The 16,378-nt window shown below is 69.4% G+C and carries 13 protein-coding genes and 1 tRNA gene; 9 read left to right on the forward strand and 5 right to left on the reverse strand.

Going from position 1 to position 16,378, the window contains the following annotated elements; genetic code table 11:
- The first annotated feature begins 54 nt into the window (after window positions 1-54).
- From M4D54_RS01425 to M4D54_RS13845, 3 genes are all read left to right on the forward strand, one after another.
- Complete coding sequence (locus M4D54_RS01425; protein WP_259889802.1) at window positions 55-3,972, forward strand: multifunctional oxoglutarate decarboxylase/oxoglutarate dehydrogenase thiamine pyrophosphate-binding subunit/dihydrolipoyllysine-residue succinyltransferase subunit; 3,918 nt, start codon at window positions 55-57, stop codon at window positions 3,970-3,972.
- A 49-nt stretch (window positions 3,973-4,021) separates the two neighbouring features.
- Window positions 4,022-4,666: a GDSL-type esterase/lipase family protein gene (locus M4D54_RS01430; RefSeq protein WP_193864783.1), complete on the forward strand. Its 645-nt coding sequence runs from the start codon at window positions 4,022-4,024 to the stop codon at window positions 4,664-4,666.
- A 105-nt stretch (window positions 4,667-4,771) separates the two neighbouring features.
- Window positions 4,772-4,846 carry a 50S ribosomal protein bL37 gene (locus M4D54_RS13845; protein WP_369832988.1) on the forward strand — a complete coding sequence of 25 codons (75 nt, stop codon included), beginning with the start codon at window positions 4,772-4,774 and terminating at the stop codon, window positions 4,844-4,846.
- Between the two features lie 79 nt (window positions 4,847-4,925).
- Here M4D54_RS13845 and M4D54_RS01435 read toward each other — a convergent pair whose 3' ends face one another.
- Together M4D54_RS01435 and M4D54_RS01440 are read right to left on the reverse strand one after the other, a co-directional pair.
- Entirely contained in the window at window positions 4,926-5,273 is a 348-nt protein-coding gene (locus M4D54_RS01435; protein ID WP_193864782.1) for an anti-sigma factor, read from the reverse strand.
- Window positions 5,270-5,923 (reverse strand): sigma-70 family RNA polymerase sigma factor, encoded by a 654-nt coding sequence (locus M4D54_RS01440; RefSeq protein WP_193864781.1) that lies wholly within the window; start codon window positions 5,921-5,923, stop codon window positions 5,270-5,272. Before M4D54_RS01440 ends, M4D54_RS01435 begins: the two co-directional genes overlap by 4 nt.
- Window positions 5,924-6,236: 313 nt before the next feature.
- Between M4D54_RS01440 and M4D54_RS01445 the strand changes: the two genes are divergently transcribed.
- From M4D54_RS01445 to M4D54_RS01470, 6 genes are all read left to right on the forward strand, one after another.
- Window positions 6,237-6,803, forward strand: a complete 567-nt coding sequence (locus tag M4D54_RS01445; protein ID WP_193864780.1) for a hypothetical protein — start codon at window positions 6,237-6,239, stop codon at window positions 6,801-6,803.
- Between the two features lie 4 nt (window positions 6,804-6,807).
- Window positions 6,808-8,136: a 3-phosphoshikimate 1-carboxyvinyltransferase gene (gene aroA / locus M4D54_RS01450; RefSeq protein WP_193864779.1), complete on the forward strand. Its 1,329-nt coding sequence runs from the start codon at window positions 6,808-6,810 to the stop codon at window positions 8,134-8,136.
- The gene (gene rsgA, locus M4D54_RS01455; protein WP_193864913.1) at window positions 8,130-9,176 is read left to right on the forward strand and encodes a ribosome small subunit-dependent GTPase A; all 1,047 of its coding nucleotides are present in this window, start codon (window positions 8,130-8,132) and stop codon (window positions 9,174-9,176) included. The genes aroA and rsgA overlap by 7 nt, the downstream gene beginning before the upstream one ends.
- A gap of 100 nt (window positions 9,177-9,276) precedes the next feature.
- Entirely contained in the window at window positions 9,277-10,077 is an 801-nt protein-coding gene (hisN, locus tag M4D54_RS01460) for a histidinol-phosphatase (RefSeq protein ID WP_193864778.1), read from the forward strand.
- A gap of 95 nt (window positions 10,078-10,172) precedes the next feature.
- Window positions 10,173-11,393, forward strand: coding sequence for a pyrophosphate--fructose-6-phosphate 1-phosphotransferase (locus M4D54_RS01465; protein WP_193864777.1), 1,221 nt, complete (start codon window positions 10,173-10,175; stop codon window positions 11,391-11,393).
- A gap of 46 nt (window positions 11,394-11,439) precedes the next feature.
- Complete coding sequence (locus M4D54_RS01470) at window positions 11,440-12,282, forward strand: C2 family cysteine protease (RefSeq protein WP_193864776.1); 843 nt, start codon at window positions 11,440-11,442, stop codon at window positions 12,280-12,282.
- 27 nt (window positions 12,283-12,309) lie between these two features.
- On the opposite strand, the gene M4D54_RS01475 is transcribed toward M4D54_RS01470, so the two are convergent.
- The 3 genes from M4D54_RS01475 to M4D54_RS01485 all read right to left on the reverse strand — a co-directional run bounded on the left by M4D54_RS01475 (window position 12,310) and on the right by M4D54_RS01485 (window position 16,359).
- Window positions 12,310-12,963: an SGNH/GDSL hydrolase family protein gene (locus M4D54_RS01475; RefSeq protein WP_193864775.1), complete on the reverse strand. Its 654-nt coding sequence runs from the start codon at window positions 12,961-12,963 to the stop codon at window positions 12,310-12,312.
- A gap of 104 nt (window positions 12,964-13,067) precedes the next feature.
- Window positions 13,068-13,141 (reverse strand) — tRNA-Met (locus M4D54_RS01480).
- A 110-nt stretch (window positions 13,142-13,251) separates the two neighbouring features.
- Complete coding sequence (locus tag M4D54_RS01485) at window positions 13,252-16,359, reverse strand: UPF0182 family protein (protein WP_193864774.1); 3,108 nt, start codon at window positions 16,357-16,359, stop codon at window positions 13,252-13,254.
- Between the last annotated feature and the right edge of the window lie 19 nt (window positions 16,360-16,378).

Raw genomic sequence — 16,378 nt, forward strand, 5'->3', positions numbered from 1 at the left:
GTTACGCTGGTCGCATCCACATCACTCGAACGTGAGAAGGCTGGCGATCCCCCAGTGTCACAGCAGACACAGAGCACGGACACCCCGGAGTTCGGTCCCAACCAGTGGCTCGTGGACGCGCTCCGCGAGCAGTGGCAGCAGGACCCCACGAGCGTGGACCGGAGCTGGGCGGAGTACTTCGCCTCCCACCCTGCCGCCGGGAGCGCGGCCACCGAACCGCCGCAGCCTGCTGACGACGCCGGCGCAGGCACAGCCGAGCAGCCCACCGACCGCTCGGACGGGAGCACATCCGACGGTGCCGACCCCGACGACGGCGGCCGGACCACCGCCTCGCAGAAGAACCTCGACGTCCCCTCCCCCTCCTCGACCCCCGCGAAGGAATCCGAGCCCGTGAACGACGCCGCGAAGGCCGACGAGAAGAAGACCGACGAGACGAAGGCGGCCCCGAAGGCTGACGTGAAGAGGGCCCCGGAGAAGAAGTCCCCAGAGAAGAAGGCCGAGCAGAAGTCCGAGGACACGAGCTCCTCTCCTGCCGGCACCAGGATCTCCAGCACCTCGGACCGCCCCGCCAAGATCCCCACCACCACCACGCAGATCCCCGCTGTGGAGCTGCGCGAGCCCGAGCCCGTCAAGCTGCGCGGCCCGGCGGCGGCAGTGGTGCGCAACATGGACGAGTCCCTCACCGTGCCCACCGCCACCTCGGTGCGCGACGTGCCGGTGAAGCTGCTGTTCGACAACCGGATCGTCATCAACAACCACCTCAAGCGCAACCGCCAGGGCAAGGTGTCCTTCACCCACCTCATCGGCTGGGCGATGATCGAGGCGATCACCGAGATCCAGGACATGAACAACGGGTTCGACGTCGTCGACGGAAAGCCCGTAATGCTGAAGCGCGAGGACATCAACTTCGGCCTGGCGATCGACATGCCGCGCCCCGACGGCTCCCGTGGCCTGGTGGTGCCCAACATCAAGGCGGCCCAGCGCTTCGACTTCCTGGGCTTCTGGCGCGCCTACGAGGACGTCGTGAAGAAGGCCCGCGCGGGCAAGCTCACGATGGACGACTTCTCGGGCACCACGGTCTCGCTGACCAACCCCGGTGGCATCGGCACCGTCCACTCCATCCCCCGCCTGATGAAGGGTCAGGGCGTGATCGTGGGTGTGGGTGCGATGGACTACCCCGCCCAGTTCCAGGGCGCCAGCGCCAGCACCCTGGCCGACCTCGCGGTCTCCAAGGTGATGACGCTGACCTCCACCTACGACCACCGCATCATCCAGGGCGCTGCCTCCGGTGAGTTCCTCAAGGTGATGGCCGACAAGCTGCTGGGCAAGGATGCCTTCTACGACCGCGTGTTCGCGGCGCTGCGCATCCCCTACCAGCCGATCCGCTGGGTCGAGGACAACCCGTTCCGCTACTCGGAGTCCGAGCGCCTGGCCCCGGTGATGGACCTGATCCACTCCTACCGGGTGCGCGGCCATCTGATGGCCGACACCGACCCGCTCCAGTACCGCGTGCGCCACCACCCCGATCTGGACGTGGAGACCTACGGACTGACCCTGTGGGACCTGGACCGCACTTTCCCCACCCGCGGGCTGGGCGGCAAGGACTCGATGACCCTGCGCGAGATCCTCGCGGTGCTGCGGGACTCCTACTGCCGCTCGATCGGCGTGGAGTACATGCACATCACCGATCCCGAGGAGCGCAACTGGCTGCAGCGGGAGATCGAGACCCCGCGCCGCCCCTTCGACAAGGAGGAGCACACCCACATCATGGACCGCCTCAACGCCGCCGAGGCGTTCGAGACGTTCCTGCAGACCAAGTTCGTGGGCCAGAAGCGGTTCTCGCTCGAGGGCGGCGAGTCCGTGATCCCCATGCTGGACTCGATCCTGCACGACTCCAGCCACGACAACGTCGAGGAGGTGTGCATCGGGATGGCCCACCGCGGCCGTCTCAACGTGCTCTCCAACCTCGCCGGGAAGAGCTACTCGCAGATCTTCCAGGAGTTCGAGGGCAACGTCGGCACCAATCTCGGTTCGGGCGACGTCAAGTACCACCTGGGCACCGAGGGCACCTTCACCGCACGGGACGGGGCCACGACCAAGGTGTACCTGGCGGCGAACCCCTCGCACCTGGAGGCCGTCAACCCCGTGCTCGAGGGCATCGTGCGCGCCAAGCAGGACCGCCTGGAGCGCGGCAACGACTTCCCGGTGCTGCCGATCCTGATCCATGGCGATGCGGCCTTCGCCGGGCAGGGCGTGGTCACCGAGACCCTCAACCTCTCAGAGCTGCGCGGCTACCGCACCGGCGGCACCATCCACGTGATCATCAACAACCAGATCGGCTTCACCACGTTGCCGGACTCCTCGCGCTCCTCCTACTACTCCACGGATGTTGCCAAGTCCACGCAGCTGCCGATCTTCCACGTCAACGGGGACGACCCGGAGGCGTGCGTGCGCGTCGCCGAGATCGCCTTCCGCTACCGCCAGAAGTTCCACCGCGATGTGGTCATCGACATGGTGTGCTACCGCCGCCGCGGCCACAACGAGGGCGATGACCCCTCGATGACCCAGCCGCAGATGTACGCGCTGATCAAGAACCAGCCCACCGTGCGCAAGCTGTACACGGAGGCGCTGATCGAGCGCGGCGACCTCACCGAGGACGAGACCCAGGGCGTGATGCGCAACTTCCAGGAGCACCTGGACCAGGCCTTCGCCGCGATCCGGCCGAGCAAGGTCGATGACTCCGATGACAGCGTGCGGGGGCTGGACCTGCCCGAGTCCCAGCAGGAGGAACCGGCCGGCGCCCCCAGCGACGAGGACGAGATCTCCACCGCCGTGGACGCCTCGGTGCTGGAACGGATCGGCGAGGCCCACACGGGCTACCCCGAGTCCTTCACCGTGCACCCGAAGCTGGCGCCCCTGGCCTCCAAGCGCCAGCAGATGTCCATCGATGGCGACATCGACTGGGCGTACGGCGAGCTGCTGGCCTTCGGCTCCCTGCTGCTGGAGGGGCGCCGAGTGCGCCTGGCGGGGCAGGACTCCCGCCGCGGCACCTTCGTGCAGCGCCACAGCGTGTTCATCGACCACGAGAACGGCGACACCTGGACCCCGCTGTCCCACCTCGGTGAGGGCCAGGCGCGGTTCAACGTGTACGACTCCTCCCTCTCGGAGTTCGCCGCCCTGGGCTTCGAGTACGGCTACTCGGTGGAGAGCCCGGACTCCCTGGTGCTGTGGGAGGCGCAGTTCGGCGACTTCGTCAACGGCGCCCAGACGATCATCGACGAGTTCATCTCCGCCTCCGAGCAGAAGTGGGGCCAGAACTCCGGGGTGGTGCTGCTGCTCCCCCACGGCTACGAGGGGCAGGGACCGGACCACTCCTCCGCCCGCATCGAGCGCTTCCTGCAGCTGTGCGCGGAGGACAACATGCGTGTGGCGATGCCGTCCACGCCGGCCAGCTACTTCCACCTGCTGCGCCGCCAGGCCAAGGCGACCCCGCGCAAGCCGCTGATCGTGTTCACCCCGAAGTCGATGCTGCGCAACAAGGCCGCCACCAGCCAGGTGGAGGACTTCACCAGTGGCTCCTTCGAGCCTGTGCTGCCGGACACCACGGTCGATCCCGCGAAGGTGAAGCGCGTGCTGCTCACCTCGGGCAAGGTCTACTGGGACCTGGTCGCCAAGCGGAAGAAGGAAGGGCGCGAGGACACCGCCATCGTGCGGGTGGAGCAGCTGTACCCGCTGCCGGCCGAGCAGCTCTCCTCCGTGCTGGAGGCGTACCCCGACGCCGAGCTCACCTGGGTCCAGGAGGAGCCGCGCAACCAGGGCGCCTGGTTCTACATGGCGATGAACTTCGCCGTGACCGTGGGCCGTACGCTGCGCGTGGTGGCGCGTCCCGCCTCGGCCTCGCCCGCCGCCGGATCCTCCAGCGTCCACAAGGCCGAGCAGGAGGACCTCCTGCGCCGTGCCTTCGAGCGCTGAGCGGTCCGTCGCTACAGTGGAGACTTCGTCCCCGCCCCAGGAGGTACAGGTGCCAGCAGCGTCCACCCCGTCCGATGCCGGTCAGGAGCCCCGCATCCGCATCATCGCCCTCGGCGACGAGCTCCTCGCCGGTGCGGGTGATGCCCGCGCCCTGGGCTGGCTCGGCCGAGCGGTGGCCAACGAGCAGGGTGCCGACAGCCGCATCGACCTGTTCACCTCCGCCCTGCCTCAGGAGACCTCGGCGCAGCTGGCCGAGCGCTGGGATGCGGAGGTGGCGCGCCGCCTCGACGAGCGGGGCCGAGCCGAGGGCAGCATCGACCACCGGGTGGTGCTGGGGATGGGGCGCGCGGACATCACCACAGGAATCTCCCTGGCGCGCTCGCGCCTGAACCTCGCCAAGGTGCTGGACGGGCTGGAGCGGCAGCGGCTCTCGGCCTTCGTAGTGGGCCCGCCGCCCAGCCGCGATTCCGAGCTGACCGCGAGCGTGCGCGATCTCTCCGGTGCCTACGAGGACGTCTGTTCCCGCCGGCGCATCCCGTACGTGGACACGCTGAACGCCCTGGACGGTCACGAGCAGTGGACCGCGGACATCGCTCGTTCCCCGGGTGATCATCCCGGTCAGACGGGCTACGGGCTGATGGCGTGGCTGGTGCTGCACGGCGGCTTCGGCAGCTGGCTGGGCACCTCGGCGTGATCGATCCGACCTCCATCACTGCCTGCTCGGGCCGTTGCGAGGCGCAGCGACCCCGGTGACTGTGGCACAATTGCGGGGTTGTCCGGCCGAAGGAAGGAGAGCGCGATGAGCAAGCGCGGACGCAAGCGCAAGGCCCGCCGCAAGAACGGCGCCAATCACGGCAAGCGCCCCAACAGCTGACGCCACCGAGCACGACGGCGTAGTGAAGGCCTCTTCCCCACCTGGGAAGAGGCCTTCTTCATGCCCGGACCGGTCGCGGTCAGGACGGCGGCAGAACGGTGGAGCTGGTGGAGGTGATGCGCACGCTGGAGGTGCCGTCGGTCCCGGTGCGCGAGACGGTCACGCTGCGGTACTGCACACTGATCCGCTCCCGCAGGGAGCTGGGGGCGCGGTCCGCACAGCTGCGGCGCACCAGGTTCTTCACCCGGCGCAGCCGTTCGAGCTCCTCGGCGCACTCGGGGCAGTCCTGGGCGTGGAGGAGCATGCGCTCCACCATCTCGACGGGCAACTCGCCGTCGATCGCTCCCTCCAGCCCGAAGCGCAGGTCGCGTCCGTCCTCGCCGCTGCTGACGCCGGGCTGCTCGCGCCGGCTCTGATCGCGGTTCATCGCTCCTCCTCCGGCTGCTCGTCCCCGCGCAGGTACCCGCTGCGGCGCGCGTAGTCCGAGAGCAGCTCGCGCAGCTGCCGCCGACCGCGGTGCAGCCGGGACATCACCGTGCCGATCGGGGTGTCCATGATCTCGGCGATCTCCTTGTACGCGAAGCCCTCGACATCGGCCAGGTAGACGGCCAGGCGGTAGTCCTCGCGCAGCTCCGCCAGCGCGTCCTTGACCGCGGAGTCCGGCAGGTGGTCCAGCGCCTCCGCCTCAGCCGATCGCAGGCCGCTGCTGGTGTGGGACTCGACCTCGGCCAGCTGCCAGTCCTCGACGGTGTCCGTCCAGGACTCCTTGGGGCGGCGCTGCTTCTGCCGGTAGGTGGAGATGTAGGTGTTGGTCATGATGCGGTACAGCCACGCACGCATGTTGGTGCCCGGGGTGAACCGCTCGCGGGCGCGGAAGGCCTTCATGAAGGTCTCCTGCACCAGGTCCTCGGCGTCCGCGGGCTTGCGAGTCATCCGCAGTGCGCCGCCGTAGAGAGAGTCGAGATGGGAGAGGGCCTCGGCCTCGAAGTCGAAGTCCTCGGCGGCAACGGGGGCGGCGAGATCCGCCTGCGGGGCGGAGTCCTCCCGCGACAGGTCGGTCGGCTCGGTCTGTGTCATCAGGTCCCAACCTACGCCAGGTGGCTCCAGCACAGCGACGCCCATGCTCGCTCCTCTCGATGCTCGTCCGGCATGTCGGTGCGGATCCGGTTCGGGCCCGCACCGGATGAACGCGGCAGGTGCTCCGGTTGTTCCCATCGGCCGCCGGCGCTGCCGCCGCGGCTGCTGGGGACTGCTCCGCCACGGCCGAAGAGGATGCTGCACCTGGCAGTGGGGCCAGTCACGGTAGGCTGGGCGCCATGCCGGGCACCTCGGGTGGGCACCACCGCCCAGGCCCGGCACCACCAACCATCGTCGAGAACGTGAGGACACCATGGCCCTGGTCCGCCGCATCGCCCGCCCCCTGCTCGCTGCTCCCTTCATCCTCGAGGGGGTGCGCACGGCCTCGCAGCCCGAGCGTGAGATCGACGTCTACCCCCAGGCCTTCGAGGCCGTCGACTCCGCCCTGGCGAAGACCTCCACCCCGGACTTCCTGGACGCCCGCACCATCATCCGTGCCTCCGGTGCCATCGCCGCCGGCGCCGGCATCATGTACGCCACGAACCGCCGCCCCCGCCTGGCTGCTGCCACCCTGCTGCTGACCACCTCGGTGGGCTGGGCCGGCCGCAAGCGCATCTGGGAGCTCAGCGGCGAGGAGCGGATGCAGGAGATCCAGTCCATCCTCACCGACGCCGGCCTGCTGGGCGGCGTGCTGCTGGCCGTGGTCGACCACGACGGCCGTCCCTCGCTGGGCTACCAGGTGAACAAGTTCGTCGAGCGCAGCAAGAAGAACGCCGCGGCCAAGCAGCGCGAGATGGAGAAGAAGGCCGACGCAGTCGGCAAGCGGGCCAAGAAGCGCGTGGACGCCACGCAGAAGAAGCTGGCCTCCGCGCGGGGCTGACGGCGTGACGTCCGAGGTCCTGTGGACGGCTCCTGTCGCACAGGGGCCGGTCGACGCACTGGTACGGGTCCCCGGGTCGAAGTCGCTGACCGCACGCTGGATGCTGCTGGGCGCCATCGCCGATGAGCCCACGCGGCTGCGCAGAGCGCTAGTCTCCCGCGACACACGCCTGATGCGCGATGCGCTGGAGCGCCTGGGGGCCGTGCTCTCGGTGCAGGACGGGGAACTGCAGGTCACCCCGATCCCCCCTCCGTCGGAGGCTCCCGCCGAGCCGATCGAGATCCACGCCGGGCTGGCCGGCACCGTGATGCGCTTCGTGCCGCTGCTGGCCGCCCTGCACCACGGTGACGTGCGCTTCACCGGGGACGACGCCGCCCTGCAGCGGCCCATGTCACCGGTGATCGCCGTGCTGCGCGCGCAGGGCGTGGAGGTCACCGAGCACGGCGAGGCCGGACGCCTGCCGTTCACGGTGCACGGGAAGGGGCACCTGGCCGGCGGCCGCATCGAGGTGGACGCCTCGGAATCCAGCCAGTTCGTCTCCAATGCCCTGCTGGTGGCCGCCCGGGGGGACCAGGACCTCGAGCTGGTGCACCGGGGCGCCTCGCTGCCGTCGCTGCCCCACATCGACATGACCATGGAGACCCTCAGGGCCGTCGGCGTGCAGGTCAGCCACGAGGTCGACGAGGACGGCCTGCACCTGTGGCGAGTGGCCCGGGGAACGATCGCCCCCGGCAGCATCGTGGTCGAACCGGATCTCTCCAACGCCGGCCCGTTCCTGGCCGCCGCCATGGTCACCGAGGGCACCATCGCGATCGCGGACTGGCCCGAGCGCACCACCCAGCCCGGGGACGCCTACCGCGGCCTGCTCGAGCAGATGGGCGCAGAGGTGTGGCGCGAGGACGACTCGCTGTGCGTGAGCGGCACCGGCACCATCATGGGCATCGACGCGGACCTCTCCCGCACCGGCGAGATCGCACCCACCATCGCGGCGCTCGCCGCACTCGCGGAATCCCCGAGCCGTCTGCGCGGAATCGGGCACCTGCGCGGTCACGAGACCGACCGGCTGCGGGCACTGGCCACGGAGCTGACCCGGCTGGGTGCCCGCACCGTGGAGCTCGAGGACGGCCTGGAGATCAACCCCAGTCCCTTGCGCGGGACGGTGTTCGAGACCTACGAGGACCACCGCATGGCCACGGCCGCCGCCATCATCGGACTGCGGGTGCCGGACGTCCGGGTGGTGAACGTGGAGACCACCCAGAAGACCCTGCCCGACTTCGTGGGCATGTGGCTGTCGATGCTGCACACCGATGCTCCCGCGGGGGGCACCTGGTGAGGCGCTCCTACCGCGACCTCGACGAGTCCGACGTCAGGGTGCGACCCAACCGTCGGGGCAGCCGCCCCCGCACCAAGGACCGCCCCGCGCACGAGGACGCGATCCCGGCGCGCGTGGTCGCCGTGGACCGTGGCCGCTGGCGCACCGTGGTGGGCGCCGGCACCGACCAGGAGCGCACCGTCACGGCGATGCGGGCCCGCGAGCTGGGCCGCTCCCCCGTCGTCCCCGGGGACGTGGTGGCGCTGGTGGGTGACACCAGCGGCACGGACGGCGCCCTGGCCCGGATCGTGCGGATAGAGGAGCGCTCCTCCTTCCTGCGCCGCAGCGCCGACGACGACGACTCCTCCGAGCGCCCGCTGGTCGCCAACGTCGACACGATGGTGATCGTCACGGCCCTCGCCGATCCCAAACCCCGCGGGGGCATGGTGGACCGTTGCCTGGTGGCCGCCTGCGTGGCCGGCATCGACGCCCTGCTGGTGCTGACCAAGGCCGATCTGCGCGACCCGGAGGACTTCCTGCACACCTACGCGCCGCTGGGGGTCGAGCACCTGGTGACCCACCAGGATCAGGACGGGCGGATCGTGGGATTGGAGCAGCTGCGCGAGCGGCTCACCGGTCACGTCAGCGTGCTCATCGGGCACTCCGGCGTCGGCAAGTCGACCCTGCTGAACGCCCTGGTGCCCGGCACCGAGCGCGCCACCGGGGTGGTCAATGCGGTGACCGGGCGCGGCAGGCACACCTCCTCCTCCGCGCTGGCGATGCAGCTGCCGGACTCCGCGGGCTGGGTGATCGACACCCCAGGAGTGCGGTCCTTCGGCCTGGGCCACGTGGCCCCCGAGGAGCTGCTGGACGCCTTCGCGGACCTCGCCGAGCTGGCCGAGCAGTGCCCGCGGGGCTGCACCCACCTCGAGGACGCCCCCGACTGCGCCCTGGACGAGCTGGTGGAGCAGGGAGAGGCCGGCACAGCGGGGCCGGCCCGCCTGGCCTCCTACCGCCGCCTGGCTGCGGCCCTGCGCCGCAACGACCCCTGGGACGTCTGAGCCGAAAGGCAGGCAGGAGATGACGGGGCCCGGGGAGGTCCGGGCTCGGGCCGCCGCGTCGCTCCCGGTCAGCGGCACCGGGTGCCCCTAGTCTTTACCCATGTCCAGCCGCTATGCCGATGATCTCCGTCTGGCCCATGTGCTCGCCGATGCCGTGGACCAGCTCACCATGTCCCGCTTCAAGGCACAGGACCTGGAGGTCACCACCAAACCGGATCTCACCGAGGTCACCGACGCCGACCGCGCCGCCGAGCAGCTGGTGCGCTCCCAGCTCTCCCGCTCCCGCTCCCGCGACCAGGTGATCGGTGAGGAGTTCGGCTCCACCGGCTCCTCACCCCGGCAGTGGGTGATCGATCCGATCGACGGCACCCGCAACTTCGTGCGCGGGGTGCCGGTATGGGCCACCCTGATCGGCCTGATCGAGGACGGCCAGCCGGTGATCGGTCTGGTCTCCGCGCCCTCGCTCTCCCGCCGCTGGTGGGCCGGCGCGGGTGCGGGCGCCTGGACGGGCACCCGCATCAGCTCCGCCTCGCAGCTGCAGGTCTCCCAGGTGGACGACATCGAGGACGCCTCGCTGTCCTACTCCTCCCTGCACGGCTGGGCCGATGCGGAGCGGCTCCCCCAGATGCTGAACCTCATGCAGCGGTTCTGGCGCACCCGCGCCTACGGCGACTTCTGGTCGTACATGCTGGTGGCCGAGGGTGCGGTGGACGTGGCCTGCGAACCGGAGCTGAACCTGCACGACATGGTGGCGCTGGCACCGATCGTCACCGAGGCCGGAGGTCGCTTCACCTCGATCGACGGCGAGGACGGCCCCTTCGGCGGCAGCGCCGTGGCCAGCAACGGGATCCTCCACGACGAGGTGCTCGAGGCGATCGCCGCACGCACCGAGCGCGATTGATCCCTCCCGCAGGGATTCACCTGAACAGGGTCCCCCACCCGGATCGGTAGACTCTGGACGTCGTTGACCCGAACCGTGAAGGGACCTGATCATCCATGACCGTCAAGCGCGTCGCTCTGCTCACCGCCGGTGGCTACGCCCCCTGCCTCTCCTCCGCTGTCGGAGGTCTCATCGAGCGGTACAACGAGCTGGTGCCCGACGTCGAGATCATCGCCTACAAGCACGGCTACTGGGGCCTGCTGTCCGGCGAGAAGATCGTGGTGGACGACGAGGTGCGTGCCAAGGCCGGCCTGCTGCACAACTACGGCGGCTCACCCATCGGCAACTCCCGCGTGAAGCTCACCAACACCGCCGACCTCGTCGAGCGCGGCCTGATCAAGGAGGGCGAGAACGCCCTGGAGGTCGCCGCGAACAGGCTCAAGCAGGACGGCGTCGACGTCCTGCACACCATCGGTGGTGACGACACCAACACCACCGCTGCGGACCTGGCGAAGTACCTGCACGAGAACGACTACGACCTGCATGTGGTGGGCCTGCCCAAGACGATCGACAACGACATCGTGCCGATCCGTCAGTCCCTGGGCGCGAAGACCGCCGCAGAGCAGACCAGCGTGTTCGCCCAGAACATCATCGCCGAGCACGGCTCGAACCCGCGCATGCTGATCATCCACGAGATCATGGGCCGCGCCTGCGGGTACCTCACCGCACAGGCCGCCGAGTACTACCAGCAGTGGCACGCCCAGCAGGAGTGGCTGCCCGCGATCGGCCACAAGGCCGAGCGCTGGGACGTGCACGCCGTGTTCCTGCCGGAGATGAAGCTGGACATCGACGCCGAGGCCGAGCGCCTGAAGAAGGTCATGGACGAGACCGGCTGCGTGAACATCTTCCTGTCCGAGGGCGCGGGCATCCCCGAGATCATCGCCGAGATGCAGAGCCGCGGCGAGGAGCCGGAGAAGGATCCCTTCGGCCACGTCAAGATCGACAAGATCAACCCCGGCCAGTGGTTCGCGGGGCAGTTCGCGGAGAAGCTGGGAGCGGAGAAGGTCATGGTGCAGAAGTCCGGCTACTTCTCGCGCTCCGCGAAGGCCAACGCCGAGGACCTGCGCCTGATCAAGTCGATGACCGACCTCGCCGTGCAGGTCTCCCTCGAGGGCGGCTCCGGCGTGATCGGCCACGACGAGGAGCAGGGGAACGTGCTGCGCGCCATCGAGTTCGACCGCATCGCCGGCCACAAGTCCTTCGACATCTCCCAGCAGTGGTTCACGGACGTGATGGACCGCATCGGCCAGAAGGTCGCCCCGGCCGAGAAGGACTGACCGAGCACCGGCCGATACCGCACGCCCGACGAGCCCCGCACACCCGATGAGCACCCCCGTCCCCGAGGCGACCGCTCACGGGCAGCGCGGGGCTCGCGTGCGCCTGCGCACCTGGCGACGGTCCCTGACCGCTTTGGCCGGCCTCCTGGGTCGCATCAGGGTGACCTCGTCCTCGTCGGCCTCGCCGGGTTCAGAGACGACATCCTCGCAGGGCCTGGCCCCGGGTCCGCATGCCGTACGATTCGCGCAGGACCGTGGGCCCTGGCGGCCATCGGCTCGGCCCCGCCAGGGACGCCTGGGCGACTGCTGGGTGATGGCGGGGATGCTCGCGGTGCACGAGACGGCTCCGGAGCGTCTGCGGGCGCTGATGACCCGGGAGCAGGACGGATCGGTGACCGTACGGCTGCCAGGAGCCGGGCATCCCGTGCGGGTGGATCGGATGATGCCGGTAGACGCAGCAGGCGTGTTCGTCTACGGCCGGCAGGACGGCGGAGGCCCCGGCTGGGCAGGGGTGCTGGAGAAGGCCATCGCCGTGCAGGTGGCGGGCGGCTACCGATTCCTTCAGCGGGGCTTCGGGCGCTTCGGCCTGGAGCTGCTGCTGGGCGAGAGGGGACGCATGCTGCTGGCGATGCCCACCGCCGGTCAGATCGAGGCCTGGAGGGCCGAGCACCGTGCGATCCTCGCCTCCACCCATCCGCTGAGCCGCCGGGTGCGCACTGCCCACGGCCCTCTGCCGCCGAACCACGTGTTCGCGGTGATCGGAGCGGAACCGGTCAGTGGTCACATACTGCTGCGGAATCCGGTGAACCCGGGGCGGGTGCTGCGGGTGGATGCACGCACGTTCCGGCGGGGGTTCATCTCGGTGGATGTCACCGGGCCGCTGCGCTGACCGGGCAGCCGGGAGCAGCCGGTCCCGTCAGTCCCGGGCGTCGTCGAGCCGTGCGAATTCGGCCAGCCAGGCGTCGGCGATGAGGCGGTGACCGGCGATCGTGGGGTGCACGCCGTCCTCGGCGATGCTGGCGGGTGTGTGCCCCACCGACCAGGCCCGCTCCATCACCTGCTCCAGGTCCACCACTGCGTGCCGGAACTCGTGGGCCAGATCGCGGATGACTGCCACCTTCTGGTCGAGATCGGCATGGAAGCCGGCCTTCTCCTGGTCGATGTCGGTGACGAAGGGGACCACCATCAGCACGGGCACAGCGGGCCGGGTGGCCGAGAGCTGGTCCAGCATGTACCGGTAGTCGCGCTCGAACTCCTCCGCGGTGACGGTCTCACCCCGGGTGAAGCCGTGCCAGGTGTCGTTGACTCCGATGTAGACGGTGATGACGTCGGTCTCGAGCTCCAGGCAGTCCCGATCGAAGCGACGCACCAGCTCCTGAGCCCGGTCGCCGGAGATGCCGCGGTTGATGACGCGGGCGGTGGGCTCGTGAGCGGCGAGGTGCTCGGCGATGAGGCGCACATAGCCGTAGCCGAGACCCTGTGGGTCCTCGGCGCGGCTGCAGTCCGTGATGGAGTCGCCGAGGAACAGGAAGGATCGCTGAGCGCGGGCAGCGGGTGCGGTGGCCGTCATGGGGCAATCCTGCCAGACGGCCGAGGAATCGGGCGAGCACGACTGGCCTGGAGGAATAGCGAAGGCCCTGATCAACATTCCTGCTGATCAGGGCCTTCATCTCGTAGCGGGGATAGGATTTGAACCTATGACCTCCGGGTTATGAGCCCGGCGAGCTACCGAACTGCTCCACCCCGCGGCGACGTCCTCCACTGTAGGGGGTGCGGCGTCGGCCCGTCCAGGCGGGAGGGCATGAACGTGGGACAGCCCACGTTCACGCCCCGTTCACCGCCGGGGTGGACCCGGCATTCAGCCGCCACTGCCCTCGAGCTCCTGGTTCGCCTGGATGGCGCGATCGAGTGCGTCGGCGACGCGGTCCTGGGCCTCGCCGTACTTGGCCCAGTCACCAGCCTCCAGGGCGGCCTCGGAGTCCTTGACCGCCTGGTCCATGTCGGCCAGGGCCTGGTCCAGTCGCTCCTGGGGAGTGCCCTCGCCAGGTGCAGCCGGCGCCGGGCTGTCAGTCTCCTCCCCCTGCGGCGCGTCGGTCGGGGCGTCGGTGGGCTCCTCCGCCGGAGCATCGTCCGGGGTCTCCACCGCACCCTCCCCAGTCTCGGTGTCGGCCGTGCCCTTGGCACCGTCCGGATCGGTGACCGCGGCATCACCGGCGTCGGCGCCCGAGTCGCCGCCGAACACCAGGTCCAGCGCCTCGTTCAGCGTGGGAGCGAACCCGATCTTCTCGCCGAAGGAGACCAGCACCATCTGCAGCAGCGGGTACTGGGTGCCGCCACCGGAGGCGGAGGACTGCAGGAACACCGGCTGCACGTACAGCAGGCCGCCGCCCACCGGGAGCGTGAGCAGGTTGCCGTTGATGACCTCGGAGTTGCCGGACTTCAGCAGGTTCAGCGCCTGGGACACATTCGGCTCGGCGTTGAAGGTGGCCTGCACCTGACCGGGTCCGTTGACCGGGTTGGTGGCCGGCAGCACCAGCAGCGTCATGTCACCGAAGGTCTCCGCTGGGTTGCCCTCCAGGCTGCCCGTCTCGGAGTCCACGGCCAGGAACCCGGTGAGCACGTTCTGCCCCTGGGCCGGGATGTAGCTGGAGGACAGCGTGAAGCGCGGATCATCCATCCCGGGCACCTGCATGGTGAGGTACATGGGCGGCTGCGGCGCCTGCTGACCGGCGGATCCATCCGGGTTCTGGGGGGCCGGCTGGGTGGGATCCGGGGGGATCTGCCAGAAGTCCTGCTGACCGAAGAAGTCATCCGCATCGGTGACGTGGTACGTGGCCAGCAGTTCGCGCTGCGCCTTGAAGTAGTCCGCGGGGTAGCGCAGGTGGCTCATCAGCTCGCCGCTGATCTCCGTGGCGGGCTGCAGGGCCTCGGGGAACACCTCGCCCCACGCCTTGAGGATCGGATCCTCCGTGTCCCACGCGTACAGCTTCACAGATCCGTCGAAGGCGGAGACGGTGGCCTTGACGCCGTTGCGCATGTAGTTGGCCTGCCGCACCCGATTGCCCGCAGTCTCCCCCGGTGTGGTCTGGGAGTCGTTGATGGCGTCGTCCAGATTGACGCTGCGGGAGTACGGGTAGTGGGTGGTGGTGGTGTAGCCGTCGACCACCCACACCAGCTCACCGTCGACGACCGCCGGGTACATCTGCGAGTCCAGCGACAGGAACGGTGCCACCTCCCGCACCCGCTGCTGCGGGTCGCGGTCGTAGAGGATCTGCGACTCGGGGTTGACGTAGTCGGAGATGACGATGTTGGGGTCGCGGAACTTGATGGCGTACAGGAGGCGGTTGAAGAAGGTGCCCACCGACGGGCCGCCATCACCCTGGTAGGTGTTGTTCACCTGGGTGCCGCCGTCCTCTTCCCCGGTTCCGAGCTGGTAGTCGAACTCCTCGGGTTCGGTACCCTCGGGGGCGCCGACGATGGAGTAGTCCGGGGAGTGGCGGCCGAAGTACACCCGCTCCTCGTACTCTCCCAGGGACCCGTCGCCGGGGACGCCGGACTGCAGGAAGCTGGGCTCACCGTCGGCGTTGCGGCGGTTGCCGTAGGCGGCGGCGGTGCCGTAGCCATGGGTGTAGATGATGTGCTGGTCCACCCAGGAGCGGCTGTCCAGCTCGAACTGGTCCGGGCGCAGCTCGCGCACGCCGATCACGGTGTCCTGCAGGGCGCCGTCGATCTCGTAGCGGTCCACGCTGAGCACCTCGTCGAAGCCCCAGTAGCGACGGTTGGCCTCGCGCTGCTCGAAGGTCTTGGAGACGATGTTGGGGTCCATCAGGCGGATCTGCGCGGTGGTCTCGGCGTCTTCGCGCAGGGCTCCCGGAGCGGCATCGGTGCTGGCTGCGTAGGAGACCTCGCGAACGCCGTCGATGGCGAACGCGGCACGGGTGGCGTCGATGCTGCGCTGGATGTAGGGCTGCTCGAGGGCACGCTCATTGGGGTTGACCTGGAACTGCTGGATCGCCCAGGGGTAGAGGTTGCCCACCACCAGGGTGGACAGCACCATCAGGCCGGCGCCGATGGCGGGGATCCGCCAGTCCGCGCGCACGATCCACACGATGAACAGGAACGCGACGATGATCGCGGCGATCGCCAGGATGGTCTGCGCGGGCAGGATCGCATTGACGTCGGTGTACGAGGCACCGTCGAAGCGGCCGTGCGGGGTCACCAGCAGGTCATAACGGTGGAACCAGTGGCCGAGCCCCAGCAGCAGCACGTAGACGGTGGCCAGCACGCCGAGGTGGCGGCGGGCCGCCTTGGTGACCTCGAGACCGCTCTCCTGCCCCCAGGCGACACCCCCGTACAGGAAGTGCCCCACCACCGCACCGACGATGGCGACCAGGCAGACGAACTGGCCGAAGGCGATGATCAGGTCGATCAGGGGCAGGGTGAACACGTAGAAGGAGATGTCGTTGCCGAACACCGGATCGGTCTCGCCGAAGGGCTGGGGGTGCAGGAACAGCTGGACGTCCTGCCAGCGGCGCGAGGCGGCGAGCCCGCCGAAGGCACCGATGACCAGGGGGCCGACGATGGTCAGGCCGCGGCGGAGCGGGTCCACGGCGGAGCGGAACTGCTCCAGGGCCTCCTGCTCCCGGGTGACCGGCGGGTACACGGGGCGCTTGGTGTAGGCGATGCGAAGGCTCAGGTACAGCGGCACCGCGAACAGCACGAAGCCGATCACGAACAGGATCGCCTCGGTGATCCACCGGGTGAACAGCACGTCGGAGCGCCCCAGCTGGTCGAACCACAGATAGGTGGTCCACACCTCGGAGGCGATGATCAGCGCCACCAGCAGGGCACCCAGCACGATCGCCGTGATGCTCAGCGGGTTCAGCTTCGGCCGGGAGCCGCCTTCTCGAGCAGCCGGACGCGGACGCGGGGAAGGGGTGTCACCGAAGGGGACGGAGAAGCTCACAGATGACCTCGTGTTGATC

It is taken from the genome of Brachybacterium sp. p3-SID1565, assembly GCF_025143785.1.
GTDB lineage: Bacteria > Actinomycetota > Actinomycetes > Actinomycetales > Dermabacteraceae > Brachybacterium > Brachybacterium epidermidis.

Bases quoted from the DNA above. Each gene is read 5' to 3' on its own strand.
- M4D54_RS01435 (WP_193864782.1), bottom strand. From the start codon at position 5,273: ATGAACCGCGATCAGAGCCGGCGCGAGCAGCCCGGCGTCAGCAGCGGC.
- M4D54_RS01440 (WP_193864781.1), bottom strand. From the start codon at position 5,923: ATGACACAGACCGAGCCGACCGACCTGTCGCGGGAGGACTCCGCCCCG.
- M4D54_RS01445 (WP_193864780.1), top strand. From the start codon at position 6,237: ATGGCCCTGGTCCGCCGCATCGCCCGCCCCCTGCTCGCTGCTCCCTTC.
- M4D54_RS01475 (WP_193864775.1), bottom strand. From the start codon at position 12,963: ATGACGGCCACCGCACCCGCTGCCCGCGCTCAGCGATCCTTCCTGTTC.
- M4D54_RS01465 (WP_193864777.1), top strand. From the start codon at position 10,173: ATGACCGTCAAGCGCGTCGCTCTGCTCACCGCCGGTGGCTACGCCCCC.
- M4D54_RS01470 (WP_193864776.1), top strand. From the start codon at position 11,440: ATGAGCACCCCCGTCCCCGAGGCGACCGCTCACGGGCAGCGCGGGGCT.
- hisN (WP_193864778.1), top strand. From the start codon at position 9,277: ATGTCCAGCCGCTATGCCGATGATCTCCGTCTGGCCCATGTGCTCGCC.